The 20300-nt window shown below is 34.2% G+C and carries 16 protein-coding genes; 11 read left to right on the forward strand and 5 right to left on the reverse strand.

Features of this window, described 5'->3' with window-relative positions:
• Positions 1-24 precede the first annotated feature (24 nt).
• The 4 genes from BW939_RS07705 to BW939_RS07720 all read left to right on the forward strand — a co-directional run bounded on the left by BW939_RS07705 (position 25) and on the right by BW939_RS07720 (position 3509).
• Positions 25-951 carry a Kelch repeat-containing protein gene (locus BW939_RS07705; RefSeq protein WP_076451459.1) on the forward strand — a complete coding sequence of 309 codons (927 nt, stop codon included), beginning with the start codon at positions 25-27 and terminating at the stop codon, positions 949-951.
• 241 nt (positions 952-1192) lie between these two features.
• Positions 1193-1630: a DUF1801 domain-containing protein gene (locus BW939_RS07710; protein WP_076451460.1), complete on the forward strand. Its 438-nt coding sequence runs from the start codon at positions 1193-1195 to the stop codon at positions 1628-1630.
• Between the two features lie 83 nt (positions 1631-1713).
• The gene (locus tag BW939_RS07715; protein WP_076451461.1) at positions 1714-2685 is read left to right on the forward strand and encodes a T9SS type A sorting domain-containing protein; all 972 of its coding nucleotides are present in this window, start codon (positions 1714-1716) and stop codon (positions 2683-2685) included.
• A gap of 47 nt (positions 2686-2732) precedes the next feature.
• Entirely contained in the window at positions 2733-3509 is a 777-nt protein-coding gene (locus BW939_RS07720) for a DUF3575 domain-containing protein (protein WP_076451462.1), read from the forward strand.
• Between the two features lie 28 nt (positions 3510-3537).
• On the opposite strand, the gene BW939_RS07725 is transcribed toward BW939_RS07720, so the two are convergent.
• From BW939_RS07725 to radA, 3 genes are all read right to left on the reverse strand, one after another.
• Positions 3538-4128 (reverse strand): acyl carrier protein phosphodiesterase, encoded by a 591-nt coding sequence (locus BW939_RS07725; protein ID WP_076451463.1) that lies wholly within the window; start codon positions 4126-4128, stop codon positions 3538-3540.
• Positions 4129-4205: 77 nt separating this feature from the next.
• A complete protein-coding gene (locus tag BW939_RS07730; RefSeq protein WP_123891528.1) occupies positions 4206-5624 on the reverse strand; it encodes a WG repeat-containing protein in 1419 nt (472 codons plus the stop codon).
• Between the two features lie 9 nt (positions 5625-5633).
• Positions 5634-6983, reverse strand: coding sequence for a DNA repair protein RadA (radA, locus tag BW939_RS07735; RefSeq protein ID WP_076451465.1), 1350 nt, complete (start codon positions 6981-6983; stop codon positions 5634-5636).
• Positions 6984-7043: 60 nt separating this feature from the next.
• Here radA and BW939_RS07740 point away from each other — a divergent pair, with 60 nt between their 5' ends.
• The 4 genes from BW939_RS07740 to yidC all read left to right on the forward strand — a co-directional run bounded on the left by BW939_RS07740 (position 7044) and on the right by yidC (position 11856).
• Complete coding sequence (locus BW939_RS07740) at positions 7044-7457, forward strand: hypothetical protein (protein ID WP_076451466.1); 414 nt, start codon at positions 7044-7046, stop codon at positions 7455-7457.
• 55 nt (positions 7458-7512) lie between these two features.
• Positions 7513-8082 carry a YceI family protein gene (locus BW939_RS07745; protein WP_076451467.1) on the forward strand — a complete coding sequence of 190 codons (570 nt, stop codon included), beginning with the start codon at positions 7513-7515 and terminating at the stop codon, positions 8080-8082.
• Positions 8083-8244: 162 nt separating this feature from the next.
• On the forward strand, positions 8245-9858 hold the full coding sequence (locus BW939_RS07750) for a CTP synthase (protein ID WP_076451468.1): 1614 nt from the start codon (positions 8245-8247) through the stop codon (positions 9856-9858).
• A gap of 174 nt (positions 9859-10032) precedes the next feature.
• Positions 10033-11856: a membrane protein insertase YidC gene (gene yidC, locus BW939_RS07755; RefSeq protein ID WP_076451469.1), complete on the forward strand. Its 1824-nt coding sequence runs from the start codon at positions 10033-10035 to the stop codon at positions 11854-11856.
• A 120-nt stretch (positions 11857-11976) separates the two neighbouring features.
• Here yidC and BW939_RS07760 read toward each other — a convergent pair whose 3' ends face one another.
• On the reverse strand, positions 11977-12564 hold the full coding sequence (locus BW939_RS07760; RefSeq protein ID WP_394333836.1) for a ribonuclease HII: 588 nt from the start codon (positions 12562-12564) through the stop codon (positions 11977-11979).
• A gap of 201 nt (positions 12565-12765) precedes the next feature.
• Here BW939_RS07760 and BW939_RS07765 point away from each other — a divergent pair, with 201 nt between their 5' ends.
• From BW939_RS07765 to argS, 3 genes are all read left to right on the forward strand, one after another.
• Positions 12766-15777, forward strand: coding sequence for a SusC/RagA family TonB-linked outer membrane protein (locus BW939_RS07765; RefSeq protein ID WP_076451470.1), 3012 nt, complete (start codon positions 12766-12768; stop codon positions 15775-15777).
• A gap of 51 nt (positions 15778-15828) precedes the next feature.
• The gene (locus BW939_RS07770) at positions 15829-17421 is read left to right on the forward strand and encodes a SusD/RagB family nutrient-binding outer membrane lipoprotein (RefSeq protein ID WP_159439260.1); all 1593 of its coding nucleotides are present in this window, start codon (positions 15829-15831) and stop codon (positions 17419-17421) included.
• An 82-nt stretch (positions 17422-17503) separates the two neighbouring features.
• A complete protein-coding gene (gene argS / locus BW939_RS07775) occupies positions 17504-19264 on the forward strand; it encodes an arginine--tRNA ligase (RefSeq protein WP_076451472.1) in 1761 nt (586 codons plus the stop codon).
• Between the two features lie 41 nt (positions 19265-19305).
• On the opposite strand, the gene BW939_RS07780 is transcribed toward argS, so the two are convergent.
• Positions 19306-20238 carry a YihY/virulence factor BrkB family protein gene (locus BW939_RS07780; protein WP_076451473.1) on the reverse strand — a complete coding sequence of 311 codons (933 nt, stop codon included), beginning with the start codon at positions 20236-20238 and terminating at the stop codon, positions 19306-19308.
• Between the last annotated feature and the right edge of the window lie 62 nt (positions 20239-20300).

Consider the following 20300-nt stretch of genomic DNA (forward strand, 5'->3'; position numbering starts at 1 on the left):
TTTTCAACCCAAACTTCCACGCCCTTGAAAACAAAACTATTCCTCCTTTCTCTTTTCGGTTTATGTGTAGCCAATGCACAAACCTTAAATTTTAAACATCTTTCGGATATGTCTGTGAGAAGAGGAGCAATAAGCAGTGCTATTGCAGGTGACAATATCTATTTGAGCAATGGGTATAAAGATACGGATGGTAATGCTACTTTTATTGAAAAATACAGCATTAAAGATAACCGCTGGAGTGTGATTAATTCTACTTTGGTTCCTAAAAGATTTGCCAATTCGGAGACTTACGATAATAAAATTTATATTTTTAACGGGTGGGGAAACAGCCATCTTGAAATTGTAGACCTTGAAACTCATAAAAAAACGAAGGGAGCTGTTAACCGTGCCTACACTGGAAATGCAGGTTCTGCCCTCCATAACGGAAAAATATATACGTTCGGAGGAAGTGGGCTAAACAATGCCGCCACCACAGTATTTTCTGACCGATTTCAATATTATGACATCGCTTCAGACACATGGCATCCATTACCGAATATGCCAACAGCGAAAGAAGCAAGGGGCAAAATTGTGAATGATAAGCTATATGTCATTGGAGGTTTTAACGGTACGTCATCCCGCTTGGTTAATGTATATGATCTCAAAAAAAATCTTTGGACTGAGCAATATACGATGCCAGCTGCGATATCCGGACATTCATTAGCGGTATCTGGTAATAAGATTTTTATTGCAGGCGGTTACAACAATCAGAATTTTCTGGCCTACTTTGATACAGAAACCAACAAGTTGCATAGGTTATCATCCAATATGATTCCCAGAAGACATGCTGCTGCGGAAATCTATAACAATAAATTATACATCATGGGCGGAAGTACAGCATCCTCAACCAAATCATCTATTAAAAGCATTCAGGTTGCAGATATTAGCGAAGAAGTGCTTTCCGCTAAATAAACCCCATGTCCACCGCTGCTCAATGAGTCTCCTTATGGAGTTGTCGTTTTTAGAATTTAGATACAAGGCAGTTTTTTAGAAGGACTGCTTTTTTTTGTGGCGTTTGGTAGTATCTCTTGCAATCTTAAAGTGTTCTCTATACTCCAGCACGCTTTCATCCTGTTTTTTATTCAAAAAAAAGCAAGAAACTGTTGAAAATCGATTTTTAATTTTAAAATAATTGAATACATTTAAAAAAACTATGATTAATAATAAGACCAAAGAAACTCATGTGAATGTTACAGATTTCATCAATTCTTACGTTGATAACGAACAAAAGAAAATAGACAGCCTTCAACTAATCAAACTAATGAGCGAATGGACTGGTTTTGAACCTAAAATGTGGGGACCTACAATCATCGGATTTGGCAGTTATCATTATAAATACGAAAGTGGGCATGAAGGCGATATGCCCATACTAGGATTCTCGCCGCGCAAAGCAGAGTTTTCGCTCTACGTCTACTCACCCATTGAAGAGCACAAGCCTTTATTGGATAATCTTGGGAAATTCAAAATGGGCAAAGCTTGTATTTACGTTAAAAAATTGTCTGACATAAATCTGGAGGCCTTAGAAAAAATTTGTAACGCAACTATTATTTATTTAAATAAACATCATGAATGTGCTTGCAGAGAAAAATAATGTTATTCTGCAAAGTTAAGAAAATCTTAAAATTTCTTAAAATTTGGTCGAATTTTTGTTTAATTTTATAAAAAATTTACCTCATGAGAAAAATTCTACTTTCTTTAACACTTTGTGTTTCATTGTTTAATGCTCAAACAACCATCACAAAAGCATTTCACGATCCCGTTGCAGGTGATGTGGCCAATAACGTAAATTTGGTAGGCACTCCAGATAATTCTGCAACAGGTGCTAGTACCGTTTTTAATAATGCTGCACTCACGCAAGGAGTGGGAGTATCGGGAACGTATTCTGTGCCAAGTAGTTCAGAGATTTCATCTTATCCAGGATCTACTTTAAAGTATGTAAATGGTTCTACTACCGTATTTTATAAGCAAACAGCTGCAAAACTTGAGATTACAGGCTTGGTAACACCAGATGCAACACTAAATTTTAGTGGAAATAATGGTACATTCATATCATATCCTGCTACCTTTGGATATTCTGAAACAGATATAGCATCCGGTACATTTTCTACCACACAAGGTTCTGGTAATTTCAGTGGAAATATCAATCTCTCTGCTGATGCTTGGGGAACTCTTCTCATTGGATCAAAAACGTATACGAATGTTACAAGAATAAAATCTGTACAAAATTTTAATCTTACCGTTTTTGGTTTTTCCGCAGGTACTGTTGTTAATACTTCCTATACCTATTATGACAGTTTGCACAAGTTTCCATTGTTTAATACGACCAACGCTGTAATTACTCCATCAGGTGGTGCTGCACAAACTAGCAATGGAGCTCAGGCTTTAAATGAAGTTTATCTCGCAGTTAAAGATTTAAGTTCAAATACTAATCTAGAATTTTATCCTAATCCTGCCTCTGATGAGGTGTATTTTAAAAATGCAGAAAATGCAAATGTTATGATTTACAACGCTGAAGGCAAAATGCTGAAACAGATAAAAAATAATCAGAATGCAGTAGATGTTTCAGATTTGCCAGAAGGAGTTTATTTTATTACAGCAGAAAAACAAGGTAACTTTACTAAAACTAAAAAATTAATCAAAAAGTGATTTGTATAGATCATTTTTTATAACACTAGCAAAATACACCAAATCAGATGAATATAACTAGAAACTTAGCAACTATAGTGGCTTGTTGCATGATTTCATTCGCGCAGGCTCAGATTGAAAACCCTACACCACAGGCAGAAGAAATGCCTGAGAAAATGAATATCGTGAAGACAAATGTCACCGCGTATGCTTTCAGAAACTTTAATTTAACTTATGAAAGAGCCATCAATCAATGGTTTTCTCTAAACATAGGTTTTGGAACAATGCCCGAAGGTAAGGTACCTTTTATGAGTTCTTTCTTGAATGAAGAAGATGAAAAACAATTTCAGAATCTTGAAATAAAAGCCACCAATTTTACTCTGGAACCAAGGTTTTACATCGGTCACGGTTATGGTAAAGGTTTTTACTTTGCCCCATATTATCGGTATTCAAGCGTAGAGACAAACTCTTTCGATTTTTATTATAATTATCAACCTGTAAACGGAGTTACTTATCAAATTCCATTAACTGGAAAAGGAGATACAAGAGGACATAGCGGTGGTTTGATGGTAGGAGCGCAGTTTTTCTTAAACAGAGCCCAAAATTTAGTACTTGATTTTTGGATTGCCGGTGCCCATTACGGAACAGGAAAAGGAGATTTTGAATTAAAAAGTGATGTTTACCTTAATCCCGAAATGCAGGCTCAGCTTAAAAAAGAAATTGAAGATCTTGACGTTCCTTTTGTAGAATATACAGTAGAGACCAATACCGAAGGAGCAAGGATAAAAGTTGATGGTCCGTGGGCTGGTCTTAGAAGTGGCCTTTCTTTGGGATATAGATTTTAATTAAGTTTAAGATAAAAAGTATTTAAATCTAAATTTTCTTCATCATATCATTAACAGTCTTTGCATGAAGATATAATTCCTGAAAGAAGTTATCATAACATTCTTTCAGGAATTTTTTATGTTCTAAAAAAGCTTCAAAAACAGGAATGTCTTTTTCCAGATATTTTGCCTTATGCAAAACGTTTTTCATACTGAAACCTATGTTTTTATCTACTCGGTAATTGTAAAGCCAATCTTCAGATTCCATTCTTGAAAGCATAAGTTTGAAATTTTCAGGGAAAAGATGAAGATGCTGGTTTAGAACTTTATAAACATGTTTTGAGTGGTCTTTCCAGCCTTGTAATGTTTTTAAAGTGAAGTCATTAGCTAGAAAATAATCCATCGAAACATCAACGAAAGCTCCGGAATATAATCTTACCAACGGACTAAAAACCTTCTTTGCTTCATGTATCGCAGGATGAGAATCTGTAAAAGTATCAATTGCTCTGTGCATCGTAATGCCATCCTGAATATCTTTCGAAAAAGAATATCGCTCTTTGTTACGGATATAATCTTCCAGAAATTGCCCGACAATTTGTTCGTCGGAAAAAGATAAGAAAGAATGGGCTAGGAAGTTCATACTGCAATTTAAGATTTAAAATCAAAATTCTCTTTAAAATAATTTCTAAGAGAATATTTTTACTACAAAAATCAAAATTATTTCACCAAATAACCATGAAAATCAACTGATGAAACTTTTCCTTTTTTCACGGCTTCTGTTTGTTTCGTTTTCGGATTAAACTCAAGAGAATCATACTTGGCAGGAATAAGTATTTTCCCTTCAAAATCCATCGTTCCGAATTTTCCATCTTTCTTTAGGGTAATGTATTTTAAGCTGATGTCAATAGATTCAAAATCTAGGTTGGTAATCCATCTTTTTTCACCTAAATGAAAGACTCCGAATTTTTTGTCTTTCCCTACAATAAGTTTGTATTCCTCAGGTTTGCTGAGGTCGGTATCCAGAGAAATTTCAACTGAATCGTATGTACAGTCCAGAATTGTTTTGAAATTTGCATCCACAATTCCTTTCTTACCGCCATTTGTAACTTCATAATTTGTATCGTCGAACCTTCTTATACGATCGAATTTCGGAGATATTTCTTTAAAAGTTTGAAAATCTACAATCACCTGTTTATCATCTTTATCAGCCAGAAAAAGTAATGGCCCAGATTTTAAATATTGAAGATTGTCATAAACCGATGGCTTTAAAATCTTGTAGTTCCCGTCGATAAAGTTCGCTTTACCGGCTATTTTCACCTGAAAAAAATGTTTTAATTCAGGATTTGAGTTGATCATCATTGAATAAGTGAATAATGGAATAAATTCATCAAATATATCCGAAACTTTTTCATTTTTAGAATTCACAATAAAAAATTTGGAATCTTTCTTCACCAAAAAATCTTTATTTATAAGCTGAATCTGCTCATATTCAAAAGGTAGAATTTCTTCTTTTTTGCTGCTTACAACGCCATATTTTCCTTTAATATTGGCTATAATAAAAGATTTATTCACAAAAGTGACGTGGCCAAACTCCTGAGGATAAAGATTAAGGTCTACTTTGTTGTAGCTTACGTTTGATGCATAAGACAAGTGAACTAGGTCATTTTTAAAAATAGGCTGATCACTTTTTTTAGTTAAAATATTTGGAACGCTGGCATAGTATGATTTTTTAGCATCTAGATCGGCAATTCCGAAACCAAAACTTGGCTTTTCCCTTTCAAAATGAGGGTTTGATGTTCCATAATTTCCTTTAGGTTGTGGCTTATCCTTTTCTGCCGTAAGAGAAGCTGTATATGTCGCCATCGATGGGCTGTAGTAATTTTCCGGATAATAATTTTTACCGTAATAATAGACAGAAACTTTAATTTTAGCGCTGTTTTCTACCACATAAATTTCGGGTAGAAGGTGGAAAGCTTCCGTGTCCGGATTTTTTATTTCTAAACATTCAAGCAGAAGTTGATGAAGAATTTTTTGATCTCCCACCAAGTTTTTACGATCGGTAAGTGTTGGTTTTTCCTGGCTTTTACCCAGCCCAAAAAAAGCCAGAAAACACAACATATAAACTATTTTTATCATGAGTAATTTTTAAAAAAGTCTCTCGTGGAAATCTTCCACCTTACTTACTTCCTCAATCTTAATTCCAAATTTTTTCTTAGGAAGTTTATTAAGATTTGAAATAAAAATTTTCTCATATCCCAATTTTTCGGCTTCTGTAATTCTTTGTTCGGCCTGTGCAATTGGTCGTATTTCTCCACTTAACCCAATTTCACCTGCAAAACAGTAATGTTCTGAAATCGCAATATCTTCATTAGAAGAAAGAATTGAAGCCACAACCGCTAAATCTAATGCAGGGTCATCGGTTTTTATACCGCCGGTAATGTTTAAGAAAACGTCTTTTGCGCCCAACTGAAAGCCTGCTCTTTTCTCTAAAACTGCCAAAAGCATATTGAGTCTTTTAGAATCGAAACCAGTGCAGCTTCTTTGTGGAGTTCCGTAAACTGCAGTACTCACCAAGGCCTGAATTTCCAGCAACATCGGTCGGTTTCCTTCTAAGGTTACCGCAACAGAATTTCCTGAAAGCTCTTCAGATTTTTTGGTTATTAAAATTTCAGACGGATTTTTTATTTCTTTTAAACCTTGGGATACCATTTCGTATATCCCTATTTCTGCAGTTGATCCGAAACGATTTTTATTTGCTCTCAATAGTCTGAAAAGATGATTTCTGTCGCCATCAAAGTTGAGTACAACATCTACCATGTGTTCCAATACTTTTGGTCCGGCAATTTGACCGTCTTTTGTGATGTGACCAACTAAAAATACAGGAACATTATATTCTTTGGCATATTTAATAATTTCATTAGAGCATTCACGGATTTGAGAAACGGTTCCGGGCGAACTTTCAATCAGTTGAGATTGCAGCGTTTGAATAGAATCAATAATAACAAAATCGGGTTCTAATTTTTTAGCTTCATGAAGAATTTTTTCTAAAGAAGTTTCGGTGTAAAGAAAACAATTTGGGTTTTTAATTTCCGCCAAACGATCGGCTCTCATTTTAATCTGAGAAGCGCTTTCCTCACCAGAAACATAGAAAACTTTCTTTTTCATTTTCAGTGCAAGCTGGAGAAGAAGGGTAGATTTACCAATTCCCGGTTCACCACCAATTAAAGTGACGGATCCTAAAACAATTCCACCTCCTAAAACTCTGTTGAGTTCATCAGAAGGTGTTTTTATCCTCGGTTCTTCCACGGCTTCAACTTCAATAATGTTGATGACGTTTTGTTTTGCTTTTGAAAAAGGTGGTGTTTTTGAAGATGTTTTTTCTACAATTTCCTCCACCAAGGTGTTCCATTCAAGACAATTTTTGCATTGCCCAGTCCATTGCGGATATTGTGAGCCACAGTTCTGACAGAAATATGCCGTTTTGAGTTTTGCCATACTGCGAAGTTGGAGATTTTTTTTGAAATTTTCTTTCCAATTTTTGCTTAATTTTCAGTTATGAAAAATATTTTTTTAAGTTTGTTGATTTTCATTGTAATGTCGCTTTTGCATGCTCAATTTACTGAATGGGCTGTAAAATTTTTAGGTTTGCCCGGTGGAGATTTTGGAATGTATTCTTATTTTATTCTTATTTTTTGTTCAATCATTACAGGAATAGGTTTGGTAACAGTGATTATTTTTAGAAAAAGTTATGGCTCAATATTAAAAATTGCAATTTTATTTGAAGTCATTTATTTACTTTTTTTAATAATTTCAGGGAATAATCCATTCTTGTATTTTTCAGAATCAAACAATCAAAATCTTTTGATGATCTTAATGTATTGTATATCAGCAGTAATATTCTTTTTAATGTTTTTAACTCACTTATTGTACTTGAAAATAATTTCGTCCAGCAACAAGAACTTATCATAGGTCAATGATTCTATTCGGAACTAGGTCTAATTTTGCCACTATAAATTTTTAAAAAATGAAAAAATTACTATTAAGTTTCGCTTTCGCTTTGGTGAGCATGTTCACATTTGCACAATCAACCTGGTCAGTAGATCCCATGCATTCGTCAGTGAATTTCAATATCAAGCACATGGGAATCAGTTTCGTGCAGGGTAGATTTGATAAATTTGACGGAACTGTTGTAACTCCGGGAGCAGGTTTAGACAATGCTAAATTTAGCTTCTCTGTACAAACAGAATCTATTAATACAGGAGTAGAGCCAAGAGATAAGCATTTGAAAAGTGCAGACTTCTTTGATGCTGAAAAATTCCCGGAAATGAAATTCGAAAGTGCTTCAATTGTAAAAGGAAAAAATAATTCTTATACTTTGAAAGGTAAATTAACCATTAAAAACGTTACAAAAGAGGTAAATATTCCGATGATTTTTGGTGGTATTATAAAAAATAAGCAAGGAAAAGAAATTGCAGGTTTACAAGCAAAATTTTCTGTAAACCGAATTGATTATAATATCGTATATGATCCTACAGGAGCAGGTGTTGCTAAAGATGTTGAGGTAAATGCATACTTCGAATTGGTGAAAAAATAATAGTTTTCATATTATATAATTTGGTTTGGATAGGGCTTTCAATTTTTTTTGAAAGCCTTTTTTTATTTGAAAAAAATTAAATTAAATAAATTTCAGAATTAAAAATATCAACAAAATTGCTTTGCTTTTCTTTTTGTCCTAACTTTGCACAAACCTAATCTAATGAGTAAAAAGAATACAAAGTACATCTTTGTGACAGGAGGTGTAACTTCATCTTTGGGAAAGGGAATCGTTTCTGCTTCTCTGGGACTTCTGCTAAAATCACGCGGCTTTAATGTAACAATCCAGAAACTGGATCCCTATATTAATATTGACCCAGGAACATTAAACCCTTACGAACACGGTGAATGCTATGTAACCGAAGATGGTGCGGAGACAGATCTGGATTTAGGACACTACGAGCGTTATCTTGACTCGCCGACTTCTCAAAACAACAACGTTACTACTGGGAAAATCTACCAAACTGTAATAGAAAAAGAAAGAAAAGGAGATTTCCTTGGAAAAACAGTTCAGGTAATTCCTCACATTACAAACGAAATTAAACGTAGAATAAAAATTCTTTCTAAACAAAACTACGATATCATTATTACTGAAATCGGAGGAACTGTGGGAGATATTGAATCTTTGCCTTACATTGAAACTGTTCGTCAGCTAAAATGGGAATTGGGTGAGAAAAATTCTATGGTGATTCACCTTACTTTATTGCCTTATCTGGCTTCAAGTGGAGAATTAAAAACAAAACCATCTCAGCATTCTGTGCGTCAATTGATGGAAAGCGGTATTATGGCTGATGTTTTAGTTTGTAGAACAGAGCATAAAATCCCGAAAGATCAGAGAGCAAAATTGGCTCAGTTCTGTAACGTTCCTTTAGACAATGTGATTGAATGTAAAGATTTGGAAACAATCTATGAGGTTCCTATGTATCTTCAAAAACAAAACTTTGATGATGTAGTTCTTAAAGGATTGGATCTGAAAAGTGATAAAGAAGCTGATCTTAAAGACTGGAAAACTTTTGTGAAGAAATTCCAAAATCCAAAGAGAACCGTAGAAATTGCTTTGGTTGGAAAATATATTTCTCTTCAGGATTCTTATATTTCAATTGCAGAAGCATTCAAACATGCAGGAGCAGATATTGAAACAGAAGTGAAGATCAGATGGGTTTACAGTGGTGATTTAACCAAAGAAAACATCAAAGAAAGTTTAGAAGGCGTTTGCGGAATCTTGGTTGCTCCAGGTTTTGGCGATAGAGGAATTGAAGGTAAAATTCTTACGGCTCAGTATGCAAGAGAAAACAAAGTTCCGATGTTGGGAATCTGTTTAGGAATGCAAATCATGACTGTGGAGTTTGCAAGAAATGTTTTAGGATATACAAAAGCCAACTCAATGGAATTTGATACCTCTACAGAACATCCTGTAATTTCTTTAATGGAAGAACAGAAAAATGTAGTAGATAAAGGAGGTACAATGCGTCTTGGAGCTTGGAAATGTTCTTTAAAAAATGGTTCAAAATTGCATGAAATTTACGGAACTAAAAACATCTCTGAAAGACACCGTCACCGTTATGAATTCAATAGTGAATACATTGAGGAATTCGAAAAAAACGGCTTAATGGCAACAGGTACAAACCCCGAAACCGGTTTGGTAGAAGCTTTAGAAATGCAAGACCATCCTTTCTATGTAGGAGTTCAGTACCATCCGGAATACAAAAGTACGGTTGCTACACCACATCCTTTATTCAGAGCTTTCATCAAAGCTTGTGAAAAAGAGATAAAGTAATAAATCAATTACAAACGTTATAAATAAACTCAGGTTGATTTTTGTCAGTCTGAGTTTATTATATACTAATACATTATAGCATAGAGTTTTGATAAAAAAACAGTATTTTTGTCGACTCTAAAATGTGATGGCATCGTCACTTTATTAATTTTTAAAATTTTAATTAAATATAAAATGCAACAGAACAAAGGACTCGATAAAAGTCAGATGATTAGTTTTTCTGTTTTATGCTTAGTTCTTTTTGGTTTCATGTTTTATTTTCAAAACAAGCAACAGAAAGAAGATACAGCTAAAGCCGAGCAGCAAAAAACCGAACAGGTAAAGAGTGCTGTAAAGCCAACTCAGGCGAGCAACATCAATTCTAATATAACTCCGGGAGCAATTCAGACAGCCAACATTGCCAATAATGAGCTCAAAATTGAATTCTCAAGTCTTGGTGGCCAAGTTTCTAAAGTAGAGTTAGTAAAATACAAAGCTTACAACCAAAAGACCGATGTAGCTGATCTTCCGCTTTATCTGATTACCAAAAACAATTCAAACTATGGTTTTCAGTTTAAAGATAAAACAGGGAAAGTAATCAATACTAAAGATTTAGTTTTTACCCCTACAATCAACGGAAGTGTAGCAACCATGACTGCCAATTTGAATGGAGCAGCAATTCATTTTGTTTATACTTTGAATAATAATCCTAAGGCTGAACTTAAAGATCAATATACATTAGATTTTAAAGTAAGGACTCAGGGTTTAGCTAATATTTCTTCTGATAATAAAGCAGATTTTATCTGGAATTACAATGTAAGAAACGTTGAAAAGGGTAGAGCTCAAGAGCAGTCGCATTCAGAATTTTCTTATGCATTTAATAATTATAAAGACTATGATTATGATGGAAGAACTGAAATGGAAGAAGCGGAAGAAACCCTTAATTGGATTGGTGTAAAACAACAGTTTTTCTCTTCTGTAATTGAATCTAAAACCGGCTTTACGCAAAGCAAAGGTAATCAGGAGACTTTGGAAGAGGGCGAATATCTTAAAAAACTCAATTTCGAAGGTTTCGTTCAAATGCAAGGCAGTGAACTGAATCAGGATTTCACTTGGTACTTTATGCCTTTGGATTTACCATTATTAAAATCTTACGACAAAAACTTTGACGAAATCTTACCGTTAGGTTGGTCATTCATAGGAGCAATGAACCGTTATTTCTTCATGCCTATGTATAATTTCATCGCAGGTTGGGGGCTTACAGCAGGTTGGGTGATTTTACTAATGACAATTATTGTTAAGTTGATTTTATCTCCAATCATGTACAAACAGCACAAATTAAGTGCGATGATGAGAGTGATTCGTCCGGAAATTGATGAAGCAAATGCTAAATTTAAGGATGCAGATCCTATGAAAAAGCAACAAGCAACGATGGAAATCTATAGAAAAGCAGGGGTGAATCAAATGGCGGGATGTCTTCCGGCGTTGGTGCAGATTCCTATTTTCTATGCATTATTCCGTTTCTTCCCGAACTTTATCGACCTGAGAGGTCAAGGATTCTGGTTTGCAAAAGATTTAACGGCTTATGATGATTTAATTAAATTACCATTTAATGTACCGTTTTTAGGAGAGCATTTAAGTGTATTTGCCATTGCTTGTACTGTAGTGATTTTAATTTATACTGTAATGACTTCGGGAAACATGCAACAGCCACAACAAGAAGGAATGCCAAATATGAAAGTGCTGATGTATATTTTCCCCATCACATTTTTATTCTTCCTGAATACTTCAGCATCTGGTCTCTCTTGGTATTATTTTGTATCTAATGCAATTAATATTTTAATTATTTTGGTTATAAAATATCTAATATTAGATGAAAAAAAGATTCATGCACAAATTCAGGCAAACAAAGAAAAACCTAAAACTGAAAGCAAGTTTCAAAAAAGAATGAGAGAAATGATGGAGAAGGCTCAGGAGCAACAAAAGTCTCAAGGTCAGCAGAAATCAAACAAAAAATAGAATACTATTTTACTGTAAAGTACAAAGAGAAGCATGATAATGCTTCTCTTTTTTTATTTAGAATTGTTTTAAATAATCTTTTGCAACTTAATGATTCGTTAATATTGAATTTATATAAGCTTATTCATATTTTAATCTGAAAGACTGCCGATGGTGTACGGTAGGTCCGTGTTTTACCAGCGCTTGTTGGTGGTGTTTTGTTGCATATCCAAAATTGGTATTCCATCCATACTGCGGAAATTCTTCGTGAAGCTGTGTCATCAAAAGATCCCGATAATTTTTTGCCAAAATTGAAGCCGCTGCAATAGCTAAAATTTTAGAATCTCCTTTTATAATACATTGATGAGGAATGAAATTGTAAGGATGAAATTTATTACCATCAACAAGAATAAACTCAGGTCTAATGCTAAGTTTATCTAAAGCTCCGTGCATCGCATGGATACTTGCGTTCAAAATATTGTGCTCGTCGATATAGGAAGGTGGTAGCTCTGCGATAGCGTAGCTTACCACATGATCTTTAATATAGGAGTCTAGGTAAAGCCTGGTTTTAAAATTCAGCTTCTTCGAATCATTAATCAGATTCTGCTCAAAGTTTTCACCAATAATCACTGCAGCTGCTACCACAGGACCACAAAGACAGCCTCTTCCTACTTCATCGCAGCCAGCTTCAATATACGGGGAGTATTTTTTAATAAGTTGATTCATCATCTGTCTAAACCTTTACAAATATACGGGCAAAATACTAATTATTAAAATCATAAAAATACGCTGGATATTATTTTAGTTTAACAAAAATTATTTAAATGTTACAAAATCTGTTAGTTGTGTTAAATATTTTTAACAAAACATTTGTTTAATTTAAGAAAGTTTCACATATTTGCAATTAGTAAAAAAATAATCGATTTAAATATGAAGAAATTAACAGCAAGTGTTCTACTGGTGGTTTTATCATCTTCCGTAGCTTTAATCAATGCTCAGCAAGGGAAAAATGATACAATTGCTCCAAAAGAAACACAGATTGGTGAGGTAGTTATTACTGGAGCCTTAGGTATTAAGAAAAAGCAAGATGCGATTACTTCTAACCAAAAAGTCGTTGGAGATAAAGAGCTAAATCAAGCCGCAGCTCAAAGTGTTACTCAGGCTCTTATCGGCAAGGTTTCTGGTCTACAGATAAATACAACCAGTAGCGGTGTTAACTCTTCTAGCAAGATTTTGCTAAGAGGATTTAGGTCTATCAGTGGAGATACCAACCCTTTAGTTGTTATTGATGGCGCTATTGCAACAATTACAGTTTTCAATCAGTTGCCACCAGATATAGTTGAATCTGTGAATGTAATCAAAGGTCAACAAGGTGCTGCATTATATGGTTCACAAGGAAGTAATGGGGTTTTAGTAGTAACAACTAAGAAAGGTAATAGATCTGAAAGAGTATCGGTAAACCTTAGCTCATCTATTGAATTTACAAACGCATATAAATTGCCAATTAGACAAAAGCTGTATGGAGCTGGGTATCCTGGTGAAAATACTTTTTCTGATGAAGATTATGGTCAGGGTACAAACTACGTTCCTTGGGAAAATACTGCTTGGGGACCTTCTTATTCTTCTTCTTTAGGCGGACAGCTTGTAGAAATGGGCTTGCCACAGTCGAATGGTCAGTTTATAAAAGGTATATATGCGCCACAGAAAGACAATGTTGCGGATTTCTTTAGTACAGGCTTACAGTTTAAAAACGGAGTAAATGTTAGTGCTGGAGGTAGAGATTCTTATACTTTTTTATCTTATGATAGATTGGAAAATGAATTCATTGTACCTGGAGATAAATTGAAAAGAAATACTATTTTTTTTAAAGCAGGTAAGAAAATAGGAAAATTCAGAATGGATGGTAACGTAAGTGTTATTGATCAATCAACGAATCAAAGTGGAGCAAACTTATATTCTCAACTTTTACAAACTCCTAGCAATTTTAATCTAAGAGATTTTAAAAATTCTGGGTTCGCAAGTAATTATAGTATTTTTACATATAATCCTTATACCCTTAAAGATTATTTGAGAAACGATAATAGACTTACATCAGCTACTGGTATTGTATCATTAGGATATGAATTTAATGATCATATCAGCTTAACATATAACGGAAGTTTGTATATGGCAGGTCAAGATGTTGAGACTCATACTGATGGTTTTAATACTAATGACATCCGTATCAATGCACCGGGGACTGGAATTGATGGTATACTTTTAGGTTCTCAAGGCTTAAGATCTCTTACATCTGCATATACTAAATCTACTACTAGAGTTAGAAACTATTACGGAGATTTAATGTTAAATTTCAAGTATGATTTAGCAGATGATGTTAGTTTTTCTGCAAATATTGGAAATAACATGCAAGAAAATTTTGCAACTACCGCTTCAGGAGGTGGAACGAATTTAAGAATCCCAGGTTTTTATAATATTGCTAATATTGTTAATCCAACTCCTGGTTATCAACTTGATAATACCCAAACGCGTTCTAGACAATATGCTTTTTTTGCCAATGTAGATCTTGGTTATAAAGATTATTTATTTGTGAACTTAACTGGTAGAGTTGAGCAATCATCTCGTCTTAGCACCAGACCTACAGGAACTACGGATGTGTTTTCTAACAAAGCTTTCCCTTATTATTCTGGAGGGGTATCATTTATTCCAACAAAAGCATTTGAAGGTTTGAAGAATAATGATGTATTGAATTATTTTAAAATAAGTGGAAGTTATACAGTAACAGGAAATGCTGTAATTGGAGCTTATGCTAATGATGAAATTGGAGTGTTCCCAACAGGATACCCTTTAATTAATTCATCATTCTTATTAAACAAAAATCCTACAAATCAGTTTATTAAACCAGAAGGTAACAAAACTATTGAAGGGAATATATCTTTAGGTTTCTTAAAAGATAGAATTACAATTGAAGGGTCTGCTTTTAGAACTGATACAGATAGACTTATTACAGGAAGTACTACTTCTACAACAACGGGTATTGTATCGCTTACAGATAATATTGGAGATATTAGAAACTCTGGATTTGAAGTTGATTTAGGTCTTACGCCTTTTAAATCTGCTAACTTTGAATGGAATATAAAAGGTACTTATTCGCAGTATGAATCAATGGTTAAAGATTTAGGTCCTGGAATCAATGAGGTTGCTTTAACGCAAGATGGATATAGGATTCCTGCTGGTGTATTCGCTGTAAAAGGTGAACGTTTTCCTGTTATCAAGGGTATTAAGTATCAGAGAGATCCTAACGGAAATATTATTGTAGACGAAACAGGTTTACCAGTTACAAACTCGCAATATGAAATTTTAGGTAAAGTAACTCCAGATTATATTTTAGGTTTTTCTACTAATATCAGATATAAGGGTCTAACTTTAGGTGTTACTGCTGATTATAGAACAGGAAATAGTTTTATTGCTGACACTAAAAGTCTATTAGGTTTTTCAGGTGCATTAGAAAAAACTGTAGAATTTGATCGTGCTCAAGGATATATTATTCCAGGTTCAGTACAGAATACTGGTACAGCAGCTAATCCTGTGTATGTAGCAAATACTACACCAGTAGGAGACGATCGTACTTATAATGGAGCTGCTAACTATTTTACAAGTTCATACCAAACTAGTGTAGGTGAAGAATTTGTAGTAGATGGCTCTGCTCTAAAAATAAGAGAAGTGGCATTGACATATCAATTACCAAAATCTATCTTAAGCAAAACCTTTGTCAGAACAATGTCTGTAGGAGTGTATGCTAGAAATGCATTTGCTTGGTATGCAAAGTCCAATCGTAATTTCGCAGATCCAGAAACTTCTACTGGAGGTGTAGGAGGAATAGCTGCTACAAGTCAATACCCTACAGTAAGAACATTTGGATTTAGCTTGAATGCTTCTTTTTAACAACTAAATTAATATTCAAAAAAAATGAAAAAAATAAAATTTTTAATCTCTATGATTGTATGCGGAGTTGCGCTGAATTCATGTAATGATTATTTAGATATAAACGAAAATCCGAATAACGTTCATCAAGAGAATTTAACTCCTCAATTGGTTTTTCCAGGTGCGGTTTCACAGACTTACAGAACCCAAGGTGTTACAATGCTTACATTTGGTAATGTTATGATGAATAGCTGGGCAGGAAATACATATGCTTACGGTGGACCTTTTGCTAGTGAATATACTTTAAATAGTGTAAACAGTAGTTTTTACAGCGATATATGGGATGGCTTATATCCAAACTTAGCTAATTTTTCATTTATCGAGAATTATCCTAACGCAGATCATAAGCAAGATTATTATGTTGCAGCAGCAAAAATTATGAAAGCTTATTATATGCAATATCTAGTAGATTTGTATGGTGATGTTCCTTACAGTCAGGCATTTAAGGGGCAAAACAATCTTACACCAAAGTATGATGATGATGTAGCTATCTATAAGGCACTTATAGCTGATATGGATGCTGCAAAAACTCTGATTAGTAATGCACCATCAAATGTTATAGCAATGGGAGCTACTGATATTGTATTTGGAGGAAGTATGGCAAATTGGACTAATTTTGCCAACACTATCAAATTTAAATTATTGATGAGAATGTCTAATGTAACGGGCGATTTAGCTACTTATAGAGACCAGCAATTAGCTACTTTAGCTACTGCTAGTTTTATAACTGCTGATGTTTTTGAAAAACCAGGTTATGCAAGTACTAGTGATCCTGCCATGCATCCAACAACTGTTAACTTTTTAATTAACTCTGCTGTTACTGCATATCCTCAGAATTACACATTGATCACAGCTTCTGAGAATTTAGCAGCTGCTATCAATGGTAATAACCTTAATTTACCTGATGCTCACTATCAGAAATATAACGGTATTCCTGATCCTAGAAGATTCAGATTATTTTTGCCATATTCAGGTGGAAGTGTTGTAAGAGGTATTAGACAAGGTGCTACTCCTGGACAGCCAGGTGCACCTAATGACAATACAGTTGTTTCTAATCTATCTTATTATATTGTAGGAGCTAATACAGGAACTTTAAGTCAGGTTATAGCTCAAAGTAATGCTAAAGGAGGTTTATTAATGTCTGTTGCGGAAGTTAACTTACTAAAAGCGGAAGCAGCTTTGAAGTTTCCTACTATCTTTCCAGCATTTGATGGTATGACTTCTTTCAATCTTGCTGTTACACAGTCTGCAACTACGATGAATGCGGGTGCGGCTTTGTCAATGGCAACTTACATTTCTCAGATTTCTACTAGACCTGGTTTAGGTTGGATAGGTACAAATGATCAGAAGTTAGAAGCGATCATGACTCAGAAGTGGATTCTTTTGACTCAATACAACCCGACAGAAATGTATATTGAATACAACAGAACAGGTCAAAAATATCCTGTTTCACCGTTAGCGACTACTGCTACAAAAAGCAATAAGCCTTACAGATTAATTTATCCGACATCAGAATCAGTGGGTAATTCAGCAAATGTACCAAGTATTACTAGTGCAGAAGCTTTTACAAAAAACACTAAGACTCCTTTCTGGAACCAAAACTAGTTTTTTAACAAAACTTAATTATATCAAAACCGCCTTCGGGCGGTTTTTTTATTTCCGTATATTTGTACTTCAAATTAAAAAAATGAATATTAAAGATATTATAGAACAAAAACTGGCGGAGGTTATCCTTAATGTCTACCAGTTGAAAGATATACAACTCGAGATTCAGGAAAATAAAACTGAGTTTGAAGGCGATTTTACCATTGTTACTTTTCCGTTGGTGAAGCAGTTGAAGAAAAACCCTGAAAACATTGGCGTAGAGTTGGGGCAAGCTTTAACTGAACAGACAGAATTGCTTCAAAGTTTCAATGTAGTAAAAGGATTTTTGAATGTAAAAGTTAAAAATCAATTTTTCGTTGATCAATTTAAAACTGTTTCAGAACAATTTTCAAGCATTGAAAAGAAAAATGAAACCGTAATGGTGGAGTATTCGTCTCCGAATACCAATAAACCGCTTCACCTAGGGCATGTAAGAAATAATTTGTTAGGTTTTTCTGTGGCTCAGATTCTAAAAGAGGCTGGTTATGATGTGATCAAAAGTCAAATCATTAACGATAGAGGAATTCATATTTGTAAATCGATGTTGGCATGGGAGAAATTTGGTAAAGGAGAAACTCCGGAGACTGACGATGTAAAAGGAGATAAGTTTGTAGGAAATTATTACGTAAAATTTGATCAAGAATACAAAAAAGAAATTGCTCAATTAATTGAACGAGGTGTTTCTGAAGATCAGGCTAAAAAAGACGCACCTTTAATGAAAGAAGCTCAGCAAATGCTTCTCGACTGGGAAAATGGTGATGAAAAAGTAAGAAAACTTTGGAATGAAATGAACTCTTGGGTTTACAAAGGTTTCGGTGAAACGTACAAAAGACTTGGTGTAGATTTCGATCAGGTTCAATACGAAAGCAATACCTATATTCTAGGAAAAGATCTTATTCAGGAAGGTTTAGATAAAGGTGTTTTGTTTCAGAAAGAAGACGGTTCGGTTTGGTGTGATTTAACAGATGAAGGTTTAGATCAGAAACTTCTGCTTCGTTCAGACGGAACATCTGTGTACATGACCCAGGATTTGGGAACAGCGGTAGAGCGTTTTAAAGAAAATAATCTTCAGAAATTAATTTATACAGTAGGAAACGAGCAGGATTATCATTTCCAGGTCTTGTTTAAAGTCTTAAAAAAATTAGGCTACGAATGGGCAGATCAGTTGTTCCATTTATCTTATGGAATGGTTGAGCTACCAAACGGTAAAATGAAATCGCGTGAAGGTACTGTTGTTGACGCAGATGAATTGATGCAGGATATGTTTGATATTGCAAAATCTAAATCTGAAGAGCTTGGGAAACTGGAAAACTTTACAGAAGAAGAAAAAAATACCAATTACGAAAGCGTTGGAATTGGGGCATTGAAATATTTTATGCTGAAGGTTGATCCTAAGAAAAAAATGCTTTTTAATCCAGAAGAAAGTATTGATTTTAATGGAAATACAGGACCCTTCATTCAGTATACATTTGCACGTATTCAATCTTTGTTGACAAAAGCAAATTTTGAAATAAAAGCAACAGAAAGTATAGAATTGAGCCAATCTGAAAAGGAATTAATTATGCAGCTTGCCAATTATAAATTAGTTGTAGCAAGAGCAGCAGAAAGTTTAAGTCCGGCTTTGGTTGCCAATTATTTATATGATTTGGTAAAGTCTTACAATTCGTTTTATCAAAACAATCCAATTTTGATTCAGGAAGATGCAAACATTAAACAATATCGATTAAATCTGTCTGATGTAACCGGTAAAACAATACAAAAATCATTGCATTTACTCGGGATACAAACGGTAAACAGAATGTAAACAAAAGCCTCTCAGGAATTTCCGAGAGGCTTTTTTTATGTTTATACTATAGGAGTTTCATTTTTCAACTGACTTTCTTTGTATAATTTTGCACTGCTCCATTTGGCATGTTTTGAAGGTATAATTTTATATCCTTTTCTCAAGGTATACACTTTTGTAAATTCGGCTCCAAAGAAAACAAGCATACAAGAGTAGTTAATCCACATCATTATCAAAATGACGGTTCCGGCAGTTCCAAAAGCGGAGGTTGGTTTAAATTGTCCAAAGTACAGACTCAGTAGAAACTTACCTAAAGTAAAGAGTCCTGCAGTAAGTAAAGCACCTGTCCAAACAGATTTCCAACTGATTTCCACATCTGGAAGTACTTTAAACATTAAAGCAAAGAGCACGACTACAATCCCGAAACCGATGGCGAAATTGATGAGCTCTACAATAATATAAGTTTCCAGCCCAAAATATCGGGTGATGAGGTTATTAAATAATCCAATTAATGATGATAAAACCATGGTAATCATCAGTAAAAATCCTAGAATAAGAATCATTCCTAAAGAATTGGCTCGGTCTAAAAGAAACTTAAGTAAAGCTTTTTTGGGAGCAGCCTCCACATCCCAAAGATTATTTAAAGATTTTTGTAATTGGAAAAATAAGGTAGTAGATCCGTACACCAATGATCCGATACCTATAATCTTCATGAAAATATTTTCTTTATCAATGAGTGCACCAGCAATCATATCCTGAATGCTTTTTGCCACGTCTTGTCCCATGAGTCCACTGATTTGGCTGCTGATCTGTCCACGAATGGCTTCTTCACCAAAAAAATATCCGGCAATCCAGATAATAATAATCAGCAAACCCGGAATAGAAAATATTGCATAATATGCCAAGCTTGCGGAATCATTAGATGCGGAAGAATTGTTCCATTCGGTGTAAGTTTCTTTCACGGTCTCCCAGAAAAATTTTAGTTCTTTTAACATAATTGGAATATTAATAAGATATGATTTGGTAGTTGATATTTATTATTAAAAGGGAAAAGGTA

Origin of the sequence: Chryseobacterium piscicola (assembly GCF_900156685.1) — a bacterium.
Lineage (GTDB): Bacteria > Bacteroidota > Bacteroidia > Flavobacteriales > Weeksellaceae > Chryseobacterium > Chryseobacterium piscicola.